Consider the following 14,583-nt stretch of genomic DNA (forward strand, 5'->3'; position numbering starts at 1 on the left):
AGCACCGTAACCGCTGCGGCTCCCACAAGGGGCCTCGGATCAATGAACGTCCCCCTTCGAGGCGTTCGCCCTCGGCCCACCGGTCCGGCGCACCGCGAAGACCGTGGTGTCGTCGTCCAGGCGGCCGCCGCTGTGCCGGAGCGTCCCGTCCCGTACGACGACGGCCAGCCGGGCCGGTTCGGCGGCGCGCGCGTCCCGTGCGACCGCCCGCGCCACGTCCTCGGCGAGCGGGTAGAACGTCCCGGCGGCATCGCGCGCCTCGGTCACCCCGTCGGTGACCACCAGCAGCGTCTCGTCGGCGGCCAGCGGCAGCCGGTGCACGCGCACCGGTGCCGGATCCAGCTCGCGCAGGCCCAGCGGAAGCCCACCGGTCGCCGGCAACGGCCGTACACCGCCGGGGCCGACGGCCAGCGGCGGTTCATGGCCGAAGACCACGGCCTCCACCGTACCGGGACCCGCCGGGGCCGAAACCGCCGTGCCGGGACCCGCCGTGCCGGAACCCGCCGGGGCCGGGCGATCCGCCGGGAAGCCGAGCAGTACGGCGGTGGCGAAGCGGTCGCCGTCGGCCCGGCCGAGGGCCGCGGTGTAACCCCGGTGCCTCAGCATCCGCTCCTCCAGGCGCTCGGCCACGGCCGCCAGTTCCGGCTCGTGAAAGCCCGCCTCGCGGAACGTGCCGAGCAGTACCGCCGCCGTCTCCACCGCACCCAGCCCCTTGCCCTGCACGTCCCCGACCAGGACCCGGGTGCCGTACGGGCTCGGCTGGATGTCGTAGAAGTCGCCGCCGACCCGGGCACCGGCGTCCGCGGCGAGATAGACGCCGGCGTGCTCCAGACCGCCCCAGGACGGCGGCAGGGGGCGCAGCACCGTACGGCGGACCGTGTCGGCGACGTTCCGCATGTGCAGCGCGCGACTCTCGCCGCGGACCCGGACCGCGCATGCCAGCGTCGCCAGGACTCCGCCGACGGCGACGAGGATGAAGTCGGGCAGCCCTGTCTGGAACTCGTGCGGCCAGGCGTTGTCCATGATCGTGAAGGCGGCGAGCGAGAGCGCCGCGAACGCGGCCGTGCCCCACACCCCGCAGATCGCGGCCGCGATGCCCGGGACCAGCACGATCCAGGAGATGATCCGGAACTCGCCGGTGGTGTGGTAGCCGATCACCACGATGGCGACCAGCAGCAGGAGCGGCGGCACCCACGCGACACTGCGCCCTTTCACGTACAGCATTTCGTGCCGGTACGTGATCTTCCGGCGGCCGGCCCGGGGGTACCGCCGGCCGTGCGGGCCGAGTCCCCTGTTGCCCTGGCGCACCGCCCCAGCGAAGCACGCGGACGCACGGCCCGCATCCGGCCTGTACGGAATGCAGGGCGGGAGCAGGGCAGGAGCAGGGCAGGAGCAGGGCAGGAGCAGGGCAGGAGCAGGGCAGGAGCAGGGCAGAATCGAGAATATGTTCGAGATAAGTTCGGGCGGCCGAGTTGCCGGGTGACCCGCACAGGTGTGCGCTGGAGGCGGGGGCGAGGAGAGAGGAGTGCGCTCATGGCTCATGCGGCACCCAGACCCCGGATCATGCCCAGGCAGCGGCCGGACAGGATCCGCGTCTTCAGTGAGCGGGCCCACGCCGTCGCCAAGCTGGCGGTGCCCGTCGCCCTCGGGCTCGTCTACGGCTACTGGGCGGCGGCCAACCGGCGTTATGGCGGTCCCGTCACCGGTTGGAACATCCTGTTCGGCTTCCTCACCGCGCTGGCGTTCGCCGCCCTGTGCATGGCCCTGCTGAGCATCGGGCCGAAGCTGCGGCGCGAGGTGCACGCCGTGCTGTGGGGCGCCTTCTCCGGCGCCGCGGTCGGCTTCCTGGTCAGCCAGTCCAACATGAGCGTGATGCGGTCGACCGGGCTGGGAGTGGCGGCGGCGGCGGGCGTCTTCGCCTTCCTGTTCTACCGGTACTACACGCACGAGGACGCGCAGGGCCACCGCATCGAGTGACGCGATCGTTCCGCCGGGCTGACGGCCTGCCGTCCTGACCGGCTGATGGCCTGACGGGCCCACGACCTGACGGGCCGTCAGGTCGTGGGCATCCGGACACCTCGGGTACTCCGGATGCCCGCCCTGCGCTCGCGTACATGTCCCCCCGCGCCTTGGCTGAAGGGGTGCCGCCCCACGCCGTACCGCCGGAACCGCCGAAACCGCCCCGCCGCGAGCGGACGCCCGCGCGCCTGCGCAACGCCCTGTCGGCGGCGCTCGTCACCCTGGCGTGCCTGCTCGTGCCCTGTGGCGCGCTCGCGGCCTGGGCGGTGCACGGGCCGGCCGACACCGAACGGTACGTAGGCGCCATGGCGCCGCTGTCCGCCGACCCCGCCGTGCGCGACGCGGTCGCCGACGCCGTGGGGGACGGGGTCGTACAGGAACTGGACGCGGGGCCGGCGCGCGACCTGCTCGGGCCGTTCGTACGGGACGCCGCCCGCTCGTTCACCCGCACCGAGGCGTTCGGCACCGTGTGGGAGACGGGGAACCGGGCCGTCCACGAGGCGGTCCTGCACGCCCTGCGCGACGGGCGGGCGGACCCCGGCCCGGTCACCGTCGACCTCGCGCCCGTCACCGCCGAGGTGAAGCGGCAACTCGTCGCCGACCGCATGCCGTTCGCCGACCGCATTCCGGTCGAGCACACCCGGATCGTGGTGGTGCCGGCCGGGGAGACGGCCGGGCTCCGGACGGGGTACCGGCTGCTGGACGCCGCGGCCTTCCGGCTGCCCCTCACGGCCGTCGTCCTGGCCGTCGCCGGGATCGCCGTCGCCGTCCACCGCCGCCGCGCGCTCACCGCGACCGGGCTCGGCGTCGCCCTGGGCGGCGGCCTGCTCGCCGTCGCAGTCGCGGTCGGCCGCCGGCTCACCCTGGCCGACGTGCCCGAGCCGGTCCACCGCCCCGCGGTGGGCGTGGTCTACGACGCCCTCACCGCCACGTTGCGCACCGCGTCCTGGACCCTGCTCGCCCTGGGCCTGACGGTGGCCCTCGCCTGCCTGCTGACAGGCCTCCGCGGGCGCGGTCCCAGCCGGGGTCGGGGGGCGGGAGCGCGGGCCCGCGGTACGGCGTTCGCGGGAGTGGCGGACGAGGACCCAGGCCGTTGCCGGGACTGCGCCAGCGGCCTGTGACGAGGCGTGGGACGGATCACCGCAACCCCCCGTCGCCGGTCCTCGTCCTTGAGGGAAAATCTCCACGGAACGATCCACCGCGAGCGGAAGGCCGGACGTTGGACACAGTGACTGCCGAGACAGCCGAGACGGCCGAGACGGCCGAGTGGGCGGACGCCCGGGAAGGGGCCGGACGCCGCAGCGGGAAGCGCCGGTCCGGCGGCTGGTCGGCGGCACTGCTCTTCGCCGGGGTGAGCGTGATCGTCGGCTGCCGGGCCGTCGGTACCGACGCGGTCACCCCCGTGCCCCAACTGCTCGCGTTCCTGCCCTGGCTCCTCGTGCCGACCGCCTTCGGGCTGCTGTTCACCCTGCTCGCCCGGTGGTGGACCGGCGCGGTCTGGGGCGTCGTCCTGCTCGGACTGCTGGCCTGGTTCATCGAGCCGTACGGGAAGACCGGCGCGCCCGCCGGGCCGCCCGTCGCCGAGTTCCGGGTGATGACGTCCAACGTCGAGTTCGGCCGGGCCACCGCCGGGCTGGTCGACGCCGTGCGCCGGCTGAAGCCGGACGTGGTGTTCGTCCAGGAGTGCGAGTACACCTGCGACGCGCTGCTGCGACGGGAACTGACGGCGGACTACCCGCACCGCCGGGCCGTGGCGGGCGGTGGCTCCGAGGGCTCCGTCATCCTCAGCCGCTTCCCGCTCAAGGGCACCGCCGGCGTCCCCGGCACCATGGGCATGCCCGGCGCCGTCGCCGACGTCGACGGGCACGACGTACGGCTCCAGCTCGCCCACCCCATGCCCCCGATCCCCGGCCAGGTGGACGTCTGGGAACGGGAGCTCCGCGGGCTGCGCGACGTCGTCACCGCGGACCCGACGGCCCCGATGGTGCTCGCCGGGGACTTCAACGCCTCCCAGGACCACGCCGCCTTCCGGCGCCTCCTCGACTCCGGGCTCGTCGACGCCGCCCGGCTCGGCGGCGCCCACCGGGTCCCGACCTGGCCGGCCAGGACCATGCCGGCGTTCGGCACCCAGATCGACCATGTGCTGGTGTCCCGGCAGTTCGCCGCGGACCGGCCCCGCTTCCTCGACCTTCCCGACACCGACCACCGCACCCTGGTCGTCGACCTCGCACTGCACCACGGCGGCTGACCTCCGGCCGACACCTTGCCGCACCCGGACACGGTGGTGGGGGCGCGGACACCCCGCAGGGTGCCCGCGCCCCACCGCGACCGAAGCCGAATCCGTACCGGAATCCGTACCGGAATCCGTACCGGAATCCGTGATGGTGCCCGGTCCCGGTGCCGGTGCCCTTGTTCTTCGGCCTCAGACGCCGATGTCGCGGCCGTCGGTACGCCACACGGCGACCACGGCGGGCCGGGGGTACGTGCCGGGTCCGTCGGGCCAGGTGCTGCCCGGGTTCTCCACCGACGCACCGTCCACCTCACCGGGGTGCTGCACGGCGACGAGCACCCGCCGGTCCTGGACGATCGGACCACAGGTCTCCGCGCCCTTCGGCACGGTGAGGAACTGCTTCAGCTCACCGCGGCGGTCGCCGCGGGTGGCGACACCGAAGAGCCCGTCGTGCGAGCCGAGGGCGGCGCCGTCGGTGGAGATCCACAGGTTGCCGTGGTCGTCGAAGGCGACGTTGTCCGGGCAGGAGATGGGGCTCACGGAGTCCTTCGGGAAGCCGGCGAAGTACGTCGCCGGGTCCTTCGGGTCGCCCGCGACCAGGAACAGCGACCAGGCGAACCGGGTGCTCTCCGGCCGGTTCCACTGCTCGGTCAGCTCGAGGATGTGGCCGTGCTTGTTGGCGTTGCGCGGGTTGGCCTCGTCCGCCTTCGGGTGCGCACCGACACCGCGGTTGGTGTTGTTGGTCAGGGCGACGTAGACCTTGCCGGTGACCGGGTTGGGCTCGACGTCCTCGGGGCGGTCCATCTTGGTGGCGCCCACCTTGTCGCCGGCGAGCCGCGTGAAGACGAAGACCTCCTCGGCGGTCATGCCGTCGACGTGCGAGACGGCGCCCCTGGCGGTGGCGGTGGCCAGCGGGATCCACTGGCCGCTGCCGTCGAACTCGCCGTCCTTCGGGAGCTTGCCGGTGCCGTCGATCTCGATGGCGGGCGAGTCACCGGTGATCCTGGCGACGTAGAGGGTGCCCTCGTCGAGCAGCGTGAGGTTGTGCTCGCGCGCGGAGCGGCTGTCGCCGTGCCGCATCCGCTTGCTGCCGACGAACTTGTAGAGGTAGTCGAACCGCTCGTCGTCGCCGGAGTACACGACCGGGCGGCCGTCGTGCGTCAGGCGCACGGTCGCGCCCTCGTGCTTGAAACGGCCGAGCGCGGTGCGCTTGCGCGGGACGGAGTCCGGGTCGTACGGGTCGAGTTCGACGACGTAGCCGAACCGGTGCGCCTCGTTGGGCTCCTGGGCGAGGTCGAACCGCTTGTCGAACCGCTCCCACTTGCGCTCGGTGGCGCCGGTGCCGATGCCGTACCGCTTGTCGGTCGCGCGGCCGCTGTTGGCGAAGTACTGGTTGAAGTTCTCCTCGCCGTGCAGGGTCGTGCCCCACGGGGTGGTGCCGCCGGCGCAGTTGTTGAGGGTGCCGAGCACCTTGCGGCCGGTCGGGTCGGCGGAGGTCTTCACCAGGGCGGAACCGGCGACGGGGCCGGTCAGCCGGAACTCGGAGGTGGCGGTCAGACGCCGGTTGAGGTGGTGCCGGGTGACGGGCGTGAGCCTGCCGCTCCTGCGGTCCTCCTCGACGACGACCACGCCCAGACCGTGCGCGGCCCAGCCGATCTCCACCTGTTCACGGGTGGGGTTGTCGGAGTCGTAGCCGCGGAACATCAGCACCTCGTCGGTGTACTCGTGGTTGGCCACGAGCACCTGACGGCCGCGCTCACCCTTGAGAGGGAGCAGGGCGAGGAAGTCGACGTTGTATCCGAACTGCCCGGCCTGCGCCTCGGCCGTCTGGTTCTCGGGGTCGAAGGCGGGCGCGCCGCGCAGGATGGGCTCACCCCAGCGGATGACGACGTTCTGGCCGTAGCCCTCCGGCACGGTGACGGCGTCGGCGGTGTTCGGCGCGACGGGCGTGAACCGCAGGCCGCGGGCCCCCTTCGGCTTCTGATGCCCGTGACCGTGCCCGTGGCCCTGGCCTCCCTTGCCGGCGACGGGGGCCGCCTGGGCCTCGGGAACACCCGCGAGGTTGACCGCGCCGGCACCGGCCGCGACCACCGTGACAGCGGCGGCGGCCCGCATCATCGACCGGCGGCTGAGAGCGTCGGAGATGACGTCACCGACGTATGCGTTGGAGCTGGTGTTGGGCACCTCGTGGAAGCAGGCGTCACCACACCGGAAACGGCAGGTCATGGCGGACCGGCCGCCGGGGTGCGAACCGGACGGCGTCCCGATCAACGGAAGCAGCTTGCGCACGTGTTCTCTCCTTGGATACCCGGGGTGTCAGCGTGACCGTAGGGGTACATACGTGCGGCAGCCGGGCGCCGGGGTGAACGGAGAGTGAACCTGCGGCAGCACGAGAAGAGTTACCTGCTTCACTGCACTGCGGCCCACCGGGGCCGAATGGCGCCCTTGACACCCTGCCCAAGATCACCCACAAGGGCGGCTAACCTTACGTGTCCGTCCTGGCCAGGTATTGACGGGCTACAACTCACGCGAAGGGTTGCGCACATGGGCATTCTCACTCTCCTGCGGAACGCGTTCGGCCGGTCACGCAAAGCGAGCACGGCAGAGGTAGAGGGTGCGACGCCGGTCGCGGAAACGGACGATGCGGAACAAACCGCCCGCCCGGACACCGCGACCGCGGCCACCCCGACGCCGTCCGAGCCTGCCGACGAGTCGGCGGCGGCCGTAACTCCGCCCCCCCGACTTCCGTCACCCTCCCCCGAACCGACACCGCGGGCCACCAAGGCCTCCGTCCCGGAACCCCGCACCGACGCACACGACCTCGTCTCCGCGGCCTTCAACAACACAACGCCCCCCACCCCCGCCGACTCCCCGGAACCGACCCCGGAACCGAAGACGGAGACCGGCCCCGCCCCGGAGCCGACCCCCGAAGCCGCGGCCGAAACCCTCGAGCCGAAGCCGGCGACCACCCCCGACACCCCTCAGCCCGAGGCCGAGGCAAAGGCCGAGAGGAACCCCGAGCCCACGGCCAAGGCCGAGCCCGACAGCGCCGCCGAGCCCCAGGCCGACCCGGAGCCCAAGGCCGACACCGCTTCCGAGCCCGAGACCGAGCCCGGCCCCGAGCCGGTGACCGAGGCCACCCCGAAGGCCCAGCCCGAGGCCAAGACCGACTCTGCGGCCGAGCCCCAGCCGGTGGCCGAGGCCGAGCTCGAGCCTGACACCAAGACCGAGCCGGTGACCGAGGCCGCACCAGAGCTGAAGCCGCAGACCGAGGCCCAGCCCCAGCCGGTGACCGAGGCCAAGAGCGCCCCCGAGCCCCAGGCCGACCCGGAGCCCGAGGCCGAGCCCGACCCCGAGCCGGTGACCGAGGCCACCCCGAAGGCCCAGCCCGAGGCCAAGACCGACCCTGCGGCCCAGCCCCAGCCGGTGACCGAGGCCAAGAGCGAGCCTGAGCCCAAGGCCGACACCGAGCCCGAGGCCGAGGCCGACCCGGAGCCCAAGGCCGACCCCGCTTCCGAGCCCGAGGCCGACCCCGAGCCGGTGACCGAGGACAAGCCCGAGGCCAAGACCGAGGCCGCGATCGCCCCGAAGGCAGAGCCCGAACCGAAGCCCGAGGCCAAGGCCGACCCGAAGGCAGAGCCGGAGCCGGAGCCGGCGACAGAGCCGGAGCCGGAGGCGCAGCCCGCGGCGGCGACGGCCCCGGAGCCGGTGGCAACCCCGGAGCCTCAGCCCGAGGCCGCCACCGAAACCGAGGCCGAGCCCACGGCCGAAGCCGAGTCGAAGCCGAAGCCGGATGTGGCGGAAGCGCAGCCGGAGGCAGCCCCGGAGTCCCAGCCCGAGGCCGCCGACGGCGAGGACGCCCCTCAGGGGCCACCCGCACCCGACGACGAAAACCGCACGGGTGGCGCGGGTGGGAACACGACCGAGGCCGAGGGCGAAGCCGAGGCCGAGGCCACCCCCCTCAAAACGCCGGAGGCACTCCGCACGGCCTACGAAGCCGCAGGCCAGGCCCTTGCGGAGCGCGGCCTTACCGACACTCGCGCCAAGGTCTACCTCGTCCTGGACCGTTCCGCGTCGATGCGCCCGTACTACAAGGACGGTTCCGCGCAGGCGCTCGCCGAGCAGACTCTCGCTCTCGCGGCCCACCTCGACACGGACCCCGGGTCCGTCACGGTCAAGGTCGTCTTCTTCTCCACCGAGGTCGACGGAACCGGCGAGCTGACCTTCGCCGACCACGAGAACAAGATCGACACCCTGCACGCGTCCCTCGGCCGTATGGGCCGGACCAGCTACCACGCGGCTGTGGCCGAGGTCCTCGCCCTGCACGACAAGGCGGCGCCCGGCGCGCCCGCCCTGGTGGTCTTCCAGACGGACGGCGCGCCCGACGCGAAGACCCCCGCGACCCAGTCCCTCACGGAGGCCGCGAAGACCCACTCCTCCGTCTTCTTCTCGTTCGTCGCCTTCGGAGACCCGGACAACAAGGCGTTCGACTACCTCCGCAAGCTGAAGACACCGAACACGGCCCACTTCCTCGCCGGCGCGTCTCCCCTGGAGCTCACCGACAAGGAGCTCTACGAGGCCGTACTGGAGTCCTGGCGCCCCTGACCCTGGGCCGCCTCGGCCCCCACGGGTGCCAGACGGATGCCAGCCACATGCCGGACGGGCGACAGCCCTCCCGTACACCCCGCGCCGCCCGCTTCTCAGCCCGTAAAACGAGAAGCGGGCGGCGTACCCGTGTCGGCTACGATTTGGAGATTCCGTACGTTTCAACCTGGGAGCAGCCCCCGATGGCTCGACACCTCATCACCAGCGCCCTTCCGTACATCAACGGGATCAAGCACCTGGGCAACATGGTGGGGTCCATGCTCCCGGCGGACGTCTACTCCCGTTACCTGCGCCAGCGCGGCCACGACGTCCTGTACATCTGCGCGACGGACGAGCACGGCACCCCGGCCGAGCTGGCCGCGAAGGAGCAGGGCCTGCCCGTCGACGTGTTCTGCGCGCAGGCGCACGACGCGCAGAAGGCGGTCTACGACGGCTTCGCCCTCGCCTTCGACCACTTCGGCCGCAGCTCCTCGCAGCAGAACGTGGAGATCACGCAGCACTTCGCCCGCCGCCTCAAGGAGAACGGGTTCATCGAGGAGCGCGCGATCCGGCAGGTCTACAGCCCGGCCGACGGCCGCTTCCTCCCGGACCGCTACGTGGAGGGCACCTGCCCGCACTGCGGCTACGACAAGGCGCGCGGCGACCAGTGCGAGAACTGCACCCGGGTGCTGGACCCGACCGACCTGATCGACCCGCGGTCGGCGATCTCCGGCTCCACGGAGCTGGAGGTCCGCGAGACCAAGCACCTCTTCCTCCTCCAGTCGAAGCTCCAGCAGGAGGTCGAGGAGTGGGTGGCCCTGCACGAGGAGGAGTGGCCCCAGCTGGCCGCCTCCATCGCACGCAAGTGGCTGACCGAGGGTCTGCACGACCGCGCGATCACCCGTGACCTGGACTGGGGCGTTCCGGTGCCGGCCGACACCTGGCCGGAGCTGGCGGCCGAGGGCAAGGTCTTCTACGTCTGGTTCGACGCCCCGATCGAGTACATCGCCGCGACGAAGGAGTGGGCGGACTCCGCGCCCGACGGTGAGACGCGCGACTGGAAGTCGTGGTGGTACGAGGCGGACGACACCGTCCGCTACACCGAGTTCATGGCGAAGGACAACGTCCCGTTCCACACGGTGATGTTCCCGGCCACCCAGCTGGGCGTCCGCGAGCCGTGGAAGAAGGTCGACTACGTCAAGGCCTTCAACTGGCTGACGTACTACGGCGGCAAGTTCTCCACCTCCCAGAAGCGCGGTGTCTTCACCGACCAGGCGCTGGACATCCTCCCGGCCGACTACTGGCGGTACTTCCTGATCGCCAACGCGCCCGAGTCGGACGACTCGTCCTTCACCTGGGAGCACTTCACCGCCACGGTGAACAAGGACCTGGCCGACACCCTCGGCAACTTCGTCAACCGTGTCCTGTCCTTCTCGAAGAAGCGCTTCGGCGAGGAGGTCCCGGCGGGCGGCGCGCCCGGCGAGGCCGAGACCAGGCTCGGCCAGGAGATCGCGTCGCTCCTCGCGGAGTACGAGACCCAGATGGAGGCGCTGCAGTTCCGCAAGGCGGCGGCCGCGCTGCGCGCCCTGTGGTCCGCGGGCAACTCCTACCTGGAGGAGAAGGCCCCCTGGCTGGAGATCAAGACCGACCAGGAGGGCGCCGCCCTCACCCTGCGTACGGCGATGAACCTGATCCGCCTGTACGCGGTGGTGTCGGAGCCGTTCATCCCGTCGACGTCGGCGGCGATGCGCCAGGTCTTCTCCCTGACCGGTGACACCGCGGCCTGGGTCTCCGCCGAGGAGGCCCACGCCCTCACCTCCGTCCCCGCCGGCACGCCCTTCACCGTCCCGCCGGTCCTCTTCGCCAAGCTGACGGACGACGACCTGGACGCGTACAAGGAGCGTTTCGGCGGCGAGCCGCAGTCCGCGTAACGACCCCGCACCACCGACGTCAGGGCCCGGGAACAAAGGTTCCCGGGCCCTGACGCGTTCAGCAATGTCCGATAACGTCCAGGAAAGATCACTTCATACGAAGACCACTTCACGCAGGGGACCTTCCATGGCACTGTTCGGCAACGCGCACAGCATCGACCCGGCGCAGGCGCAGCAGGAGTACGCCCGCCTCCTGGGCCACGGCGAGCAGGTGCACGCCGCCTACCTGCTGATCCGCGACACCATCCTCTTCACCGACCGCCGGCTGATCATGATCGACAAGCAGGGGATCACCGGCAAGAAGACCGAGTACCACTCCGTCCCGTACCGCAGCATCACCCACTTCGCCGTCGAGACGGCCGGCACCTTCGACCTCGACGCCGAACTCAAGATCTGGCTCTCCGGCACCGCCACCCCGGTGCAGAAGACCTTCACCAAGGGCGTCGACATCTACGAGGTGCAGGCGATCCTCACCCAGTTCGTGGCCCGCTGACCTCCCCCCGGGGACGGCCTGAACGTTTCCCCCGTTCCCGAACGGGTGAATGAGTCCGCATATGCCGGGTGCACCGGCCCTGAGCGCGCCTAGTTTGCGCTCATGGTCACATCGACACACGAGGCCCCTCACCGGCTCTTCCAGGAGCACCCGGAGGCCCTCGCACCCGTCTTCGAGGCACTGGGCCTACCCCCGCCCTCGAAGCCGGACTTCCACGAGGTCTCCCCCGACGCCACCGAGATCCGGCCGCTGGAGCGCCGCGTGGACACGGTGCTCAAGTTCGAGCCCGACATGGGGGAGAGCTTCGTCCTGGCGGTGGAATCGCAGACGAAGAAGGACCCCGACAAGGCGAAGAGCTGGTCGTACTACGTCTCGTACCTGCGCGCGAAGTACGACATGCCGGTGCTGCTGGTGGTGGTCTGCCGGTACCGGTCCACGGCGGCCTGGGCGATGGGCCCCTTCGAGTGCGCCGTGGGTCCGTGGACGACCCAGGTCACGCACCCGTTCGTCCTGGGCCCGCAGACCGTCCCGGAGATCACCGACGAGACGGTCGTGGCCCGGCAGCCGGCCCTGGCCGCGCTCTCGGCCATCGTTCACAGCCAGAGCCGACGGGCAGCCGCCATACTGGAAACGGTCGCCCGCGGGCTCGTGGCCTTCGAGCCGGTCACCACCGGGTACTGGTTCGAAGTGGTGGAAGTCGGTCTGGTGGACACACCGACCAGGGAGAACTGGAGAACCACGATGCAGGACGTCGTCACCCACTTCCCGGGGCACAGGACACTCTTCGAGGAGAAGTACCTGGACGGCAAGGCCGAGGGGAAAGCCGAGGGGAAAGCCGAAGGCAAGGCCGAGGACATCCTGCGCGTGCTCAAGGTGCGTGGACTCGCCGTCTCCGACACCGTCCGCGAGCGCGTCACCGCCTGCGCCGACCTCGACACGCTCTCCGTCTGGTTCGACCGTTCCCTGACAGCCACCACGGCCGAGGACGTCTTCCAGGAGGAGCCGCAGTCCGACACGGACACACCGACGGACACGTCGGCGGACACCTTCGGGCAGTCGTGACGCCCCACATCGTTCTGGAACCCGAACTGGAGGCGGAGCTCTGGGACGTCTGTATCGCCCTGCTCCAGGCGGTGGCGATCGCGTGGGTTCCCGTGCCCACGGCCCAGGCCGCTTTCAAGGAGAGATTCACGGAGATCGGCGGCCGTGCGGGCCTGTCCTCCAGAGAGATCGGCCTCGTGTGCCTCGGCTTCAAGTGCTGGCTTCTGACGCACCAGGACGAATACACGGAGCAGTACGCCAAGGGGAACACCAGACGCCTCTGGTGAACCCCTCCGTGCACAGAGGAGAGGGCCTGGAACCGATGCCGGCCGGCATCGGTTCCAGGCCCTCTCCTCTCTCTGTGGTTCTACTTCGCCTGCGGCTTGCGCACCGTCAGGTGCAGTTCCTTCAGGCGGGCCTCGTCCAGCTCCGTCGGGGCGCCCATCATCAGGTCCTGGGCGTTGCCGTTGAGCGGGAAGGCGATGGTCTCGCGAATGTTGGGCTCGTCGGCGAGGAGCATGACGATGCGGTCGACGCCGGGGGCGATGCCGCCGTGCGGCGGGGCGCCGAAGCGGAAGGCGCGCAGCATGCCGGCGAACTTGTCCTCGACCGTCTCACGGTCGTAGCCCGCGATCTCGAAGGCCTTGATCATGATGTCCGGCTCGTGGTTCCGGATCGCGCCCGAGGACAGCTCGACGCCGTTGCACACGATGTCGTACTGCCAGCCCAGGATGTCCAGCGGGTCCTGGGTCTGAAGGGCCTCCAGACCGCCCTGCGGCATCGAGAAGGGGTTGTGCGAGAAGTCGATCCGCCCCGTCTCCTCGTCCTTCTCGTACATCGGGAAGTCGACGATCCAGCAGAAGCGGAAGACGTTCTCCTCGAACTGGCCGGCCCGCTTCGCGGCCTCGACCCGGACGGCGCCCATGATCTTGGAGACCTCGTCGAACTCGCCCGCGCCGAAGAACACCGCGTGGCCGGGGGCGAGGGACAGCCGCTTGGTCAGCTCCGCGATGTTCGCCTCGGTCAGGAACTTCGCGATCGGGCCCGTCAGCGAGCCGTCCTCGGCCACCCGCACCCAGGCCAGGCCCTTGGCGCCCTGCGAGACCGCGTAGTCACCGAGCTGGTCGAAGAACTTGCGCGACTGGCCGGAGACGTCCGGCACCGGCAGCGCGCGCACGTGCTTGCCGGCGAACGCCTTGAACTCCGAGCCCTCGAAGACGTCGGTGATGTCGACGAGCTCCAGCTTGGCGCGCAGGTCCGGCTTGTCGGAGCCGTACTTCAACATCGCCTCGCGGAACGGGATCCGCGGGAACGGCGAGGTGACGTGACGACCGTTGCCGAACTCCTCGAAGAGCTCGGTCATGAGCTTCTCGATGGGCTGGAAGACGTCCTCCTGCTCGACGAAGCTCATCTCCACGTCGAGCTGGTAGAACTCGCCCGGCGAGCGGTCCGCGCGGGCGTCCTCGTCACGGAAGCAGGGCGCGATCTGGAAGTAGCGGTCGAAGCCGGAGACCATCAGCAGCTGCTTGAACTGCTGCGGCGCCTGCGGCAGCGCGTAGAACCTGCCCGCGTTGAGGCGCGACGGGACGACGAAGTCGCGGGCGCCCTCGGGGGAGGTGGCGCTGAGGATCGGCGTCGCCATCTCGTTGAAGCCCAGCGCCGTCATCTTGTGGCGGATGGCCGAGATCACCGATGTCCGCAGCAGGATGTTGCGGTGCATGCGCTCACGGCGCAGGTCCAGGAAGCGGTACTCCAGACGCCGCTCCTCGTTGACCCCGTCCTCGGCGTTGATCGTGAAGGGAAGCGGGGCCGCCGCGCCCAGCACCTCGACCTCACCGACCTCGACCTCGACCTCACCGGTCGGCAGCTCGGCGTTGACGTTCTCCGTACCGCGGGAGACGACCTTGCCGTCGATCCGGACGACGGTCTCCTTGGAGAGCCGGTCCAGGGTCTCGTAGGCGGGCGTGCCGGGCCGGGCCACGAGCTGCGTGATGCCGTAGTGATCGCGCAGATCGATGAAGAGGATGCCGCCCAGGTCGCGCCGATTGTGCAGCCAGCCGCTCAACCGGACGTCGGTTCCGACGTCAGAGGCGCGGAGCTCGCCGCAGGTGTGGGACCTGTACCGATGCATCGTCGTTCATCCAGCCTTCGCGGATCGGGGTTTTGTTTCACGTGAAACTCACCCAAGCCTACCGGCCGGCCCAAGATCGCCGCCCCAGGATTACCGGCCGGTCCCGCCGAAACCGTCGGTAGCATTTTCCTCCTGAACCTCCATAAAGTGGGGC

The 14,583-nt window shown here is 70.9% G+C and carries 11 protein-coding genes; 8 read left to right on the forward strand and 3 right to left on the reverse strand.

Annotation, left to right across the window (positions count from 1 at the left end; all coding sequences use genetic code 11):
• Nucleotides 1–39: 39 nt before the first annotated feature.
• On the reverse strand, nt 40–1,224 hold the full coding sequence (locus tag V4Y04_RS17970; protein WP_332429197.1) for a PP2C family protein-serine/threonine phosphatase: 1,185 nt from the start codon (nt 1,222–1,224) through the stop codon (nt 40–42).
• A 309-nt stretch (nt 1,225–1,533) separates the two neighbouring features.
• Between V4Y04_RS17970 and V4Y04_RS17975 the strand changes: the two genes are divergently transcribed.
• From V4Y04_RS17975 to V4Y04_RS17985, 3 genes are all read left to right on the forward strand, one after another.
• Complete coding sequence (locus tag V4Y04_RS17975; protein WP_332429198.1) at nt 1,534–1,977, forward strand: hypothetical protein; 444 nt, start codon at nt 1,534–1,536, stop codon at nt 1,975–1,977.
• Between the two features lie 230 nt (nt 1,978–2,207).
• Nucleotides 2,208–3,140 carry a hypothetical protein gene (locus tag V4Y04_RS17980; protein ID WP_332432894.1) on the forward strand — a complete coding sequence of 311 codons (933 nt, stop codon included), beginning with the start codon at nt 2,208–2,210 and terminating at the stop codon, nt 3,138–3,140.
• Nucleotides 3,141–3,238: 98 nt separating this feature from the next.
• Nucleotides 3,239–4,267 (forward strand): endonuclease/exonuclease/phosphatase family protein, encoded by a 1,029-nt coding sequence (locus V4Y04_RS17985; RefSeq protein ID WP_443080043.1) that lies wholly within the window; start codon nt 3,239–3,241, stop codon nt 4,265–4,267.
• A 174-nt stretch (nt 4,268–4,441) separates the two neighbouring features.
• Here V4Y04_RS17985 and V4Y04_RS17990 read toward each other — a convergent pair whose 3' ends face one another.
• Nucleotides 4,442–6,538: a PhoX family protein gene (locus V4Y04_RS17990; protein ID WP_332429200.1), complete on the reverse strand. Its 2,097-nt coding sequence runs from the start codon at nt 6,536–6,538 to the stop codon at nt 4,442–4,444.
• Nucleotides 6,539–6,793: 255 nt separating this feature from the next.
• On the opposite strand from V4Y04_RS17990, the gene V4Y04_RS17995 reads away from it, so the two are divergent.
• The 5 genes from V4Y04_RS17995 to V4Y04_RS18015 all read left to right on the forward strand — a co-directional run bounded on the left by V4Y04_RS17995 (nt 6,794) and on the right by V4Y04_RS18015 (nt 12,585).
• A complete protein-coding gene (locus V4Y04_RS17995; RefSeq protein ID WP_332429201.1) occupies nt 6,794–8,854 on the forward strand; it encodes a VWA domain-containing protein in 2,061 nt (686 codons plus the stop codon).
• Nucleotides 8,855–9,036: 182 nt separating this feature from the next.
• The gene (gene metG, locus V4Y04_RS18000; protein WP_332429202.1) at nt 9,037–10,764 is read left to right on the forward strand and encodes a methionine--tRNA ligase; all 1,728 of its coding nucleotides are present in this window, start codon (nt 9,037–9,039) and stop codon (nt 10,762–10,764) included.
• A gap of 127 nt (nt 10,765–10,891) precedes the next feature.
• Entirely contained in the window at nt 10,892–11,257 is a 366-nt protein-coding gene (locus tag V4Y04_RS18005) for a PH domain-containing protein (RefSeq protein ID WP_332429203.1), read from the forward strand.
• A 102-nt stretch (nt 11,258–11,359) separates the two neighbouring features.
• Entirely contained in the window at nt 11,360–12,319 is a 960-nt protein-coding gene (locus V4Y04_RS18010; RefSeq protein WP_332429205.1) for a hypothetical protein, read from the forward strand.
• Nucleotides 12,316–12,585 (forward strand): hypothetical protein, encoded by a 270-nt coding sequence (locus tag V4Y04_RS18015; RefSeq protein ID WP_332429207.1) that lies wholly within the window; start codon nt 12,316–12,318, stop codon nt 12,583–12,585. Before V4Y04_RS18010 ends, V4Y04_RS18015 begins: the two co-directional genes overlap by 4 nt.
• An 80-nt stretch (nt 12,586–12,665) precedes the next feature.
• On the opposite strand, the gene aspS is transcribed toward V4Y04_RS18015, so the two are convergent.
• A complete protein-coding gene (gene aspS, locus V4Y04_RS18020; protein WP_332429208.1) occupies nt 12,666–14,429 on the reverse strand; it encodes an aspartate--tRNA ligase in 1,764 nt (587 codons plus the stop codon).
• Nucleotides 14,430–14,583: the final 154 nt, after the last annotated feature.

It is taken from the genome of Streptomyces sp. P9-A2 (genome assembly GCF_036634175.1).
Classification (GTDB): domain Bacteria; phylum Actinomycetota; class Actinomycetes; order Streptomycetales; family Streptomycetaceae; genus Streptomyces; species Streptomyces pratens.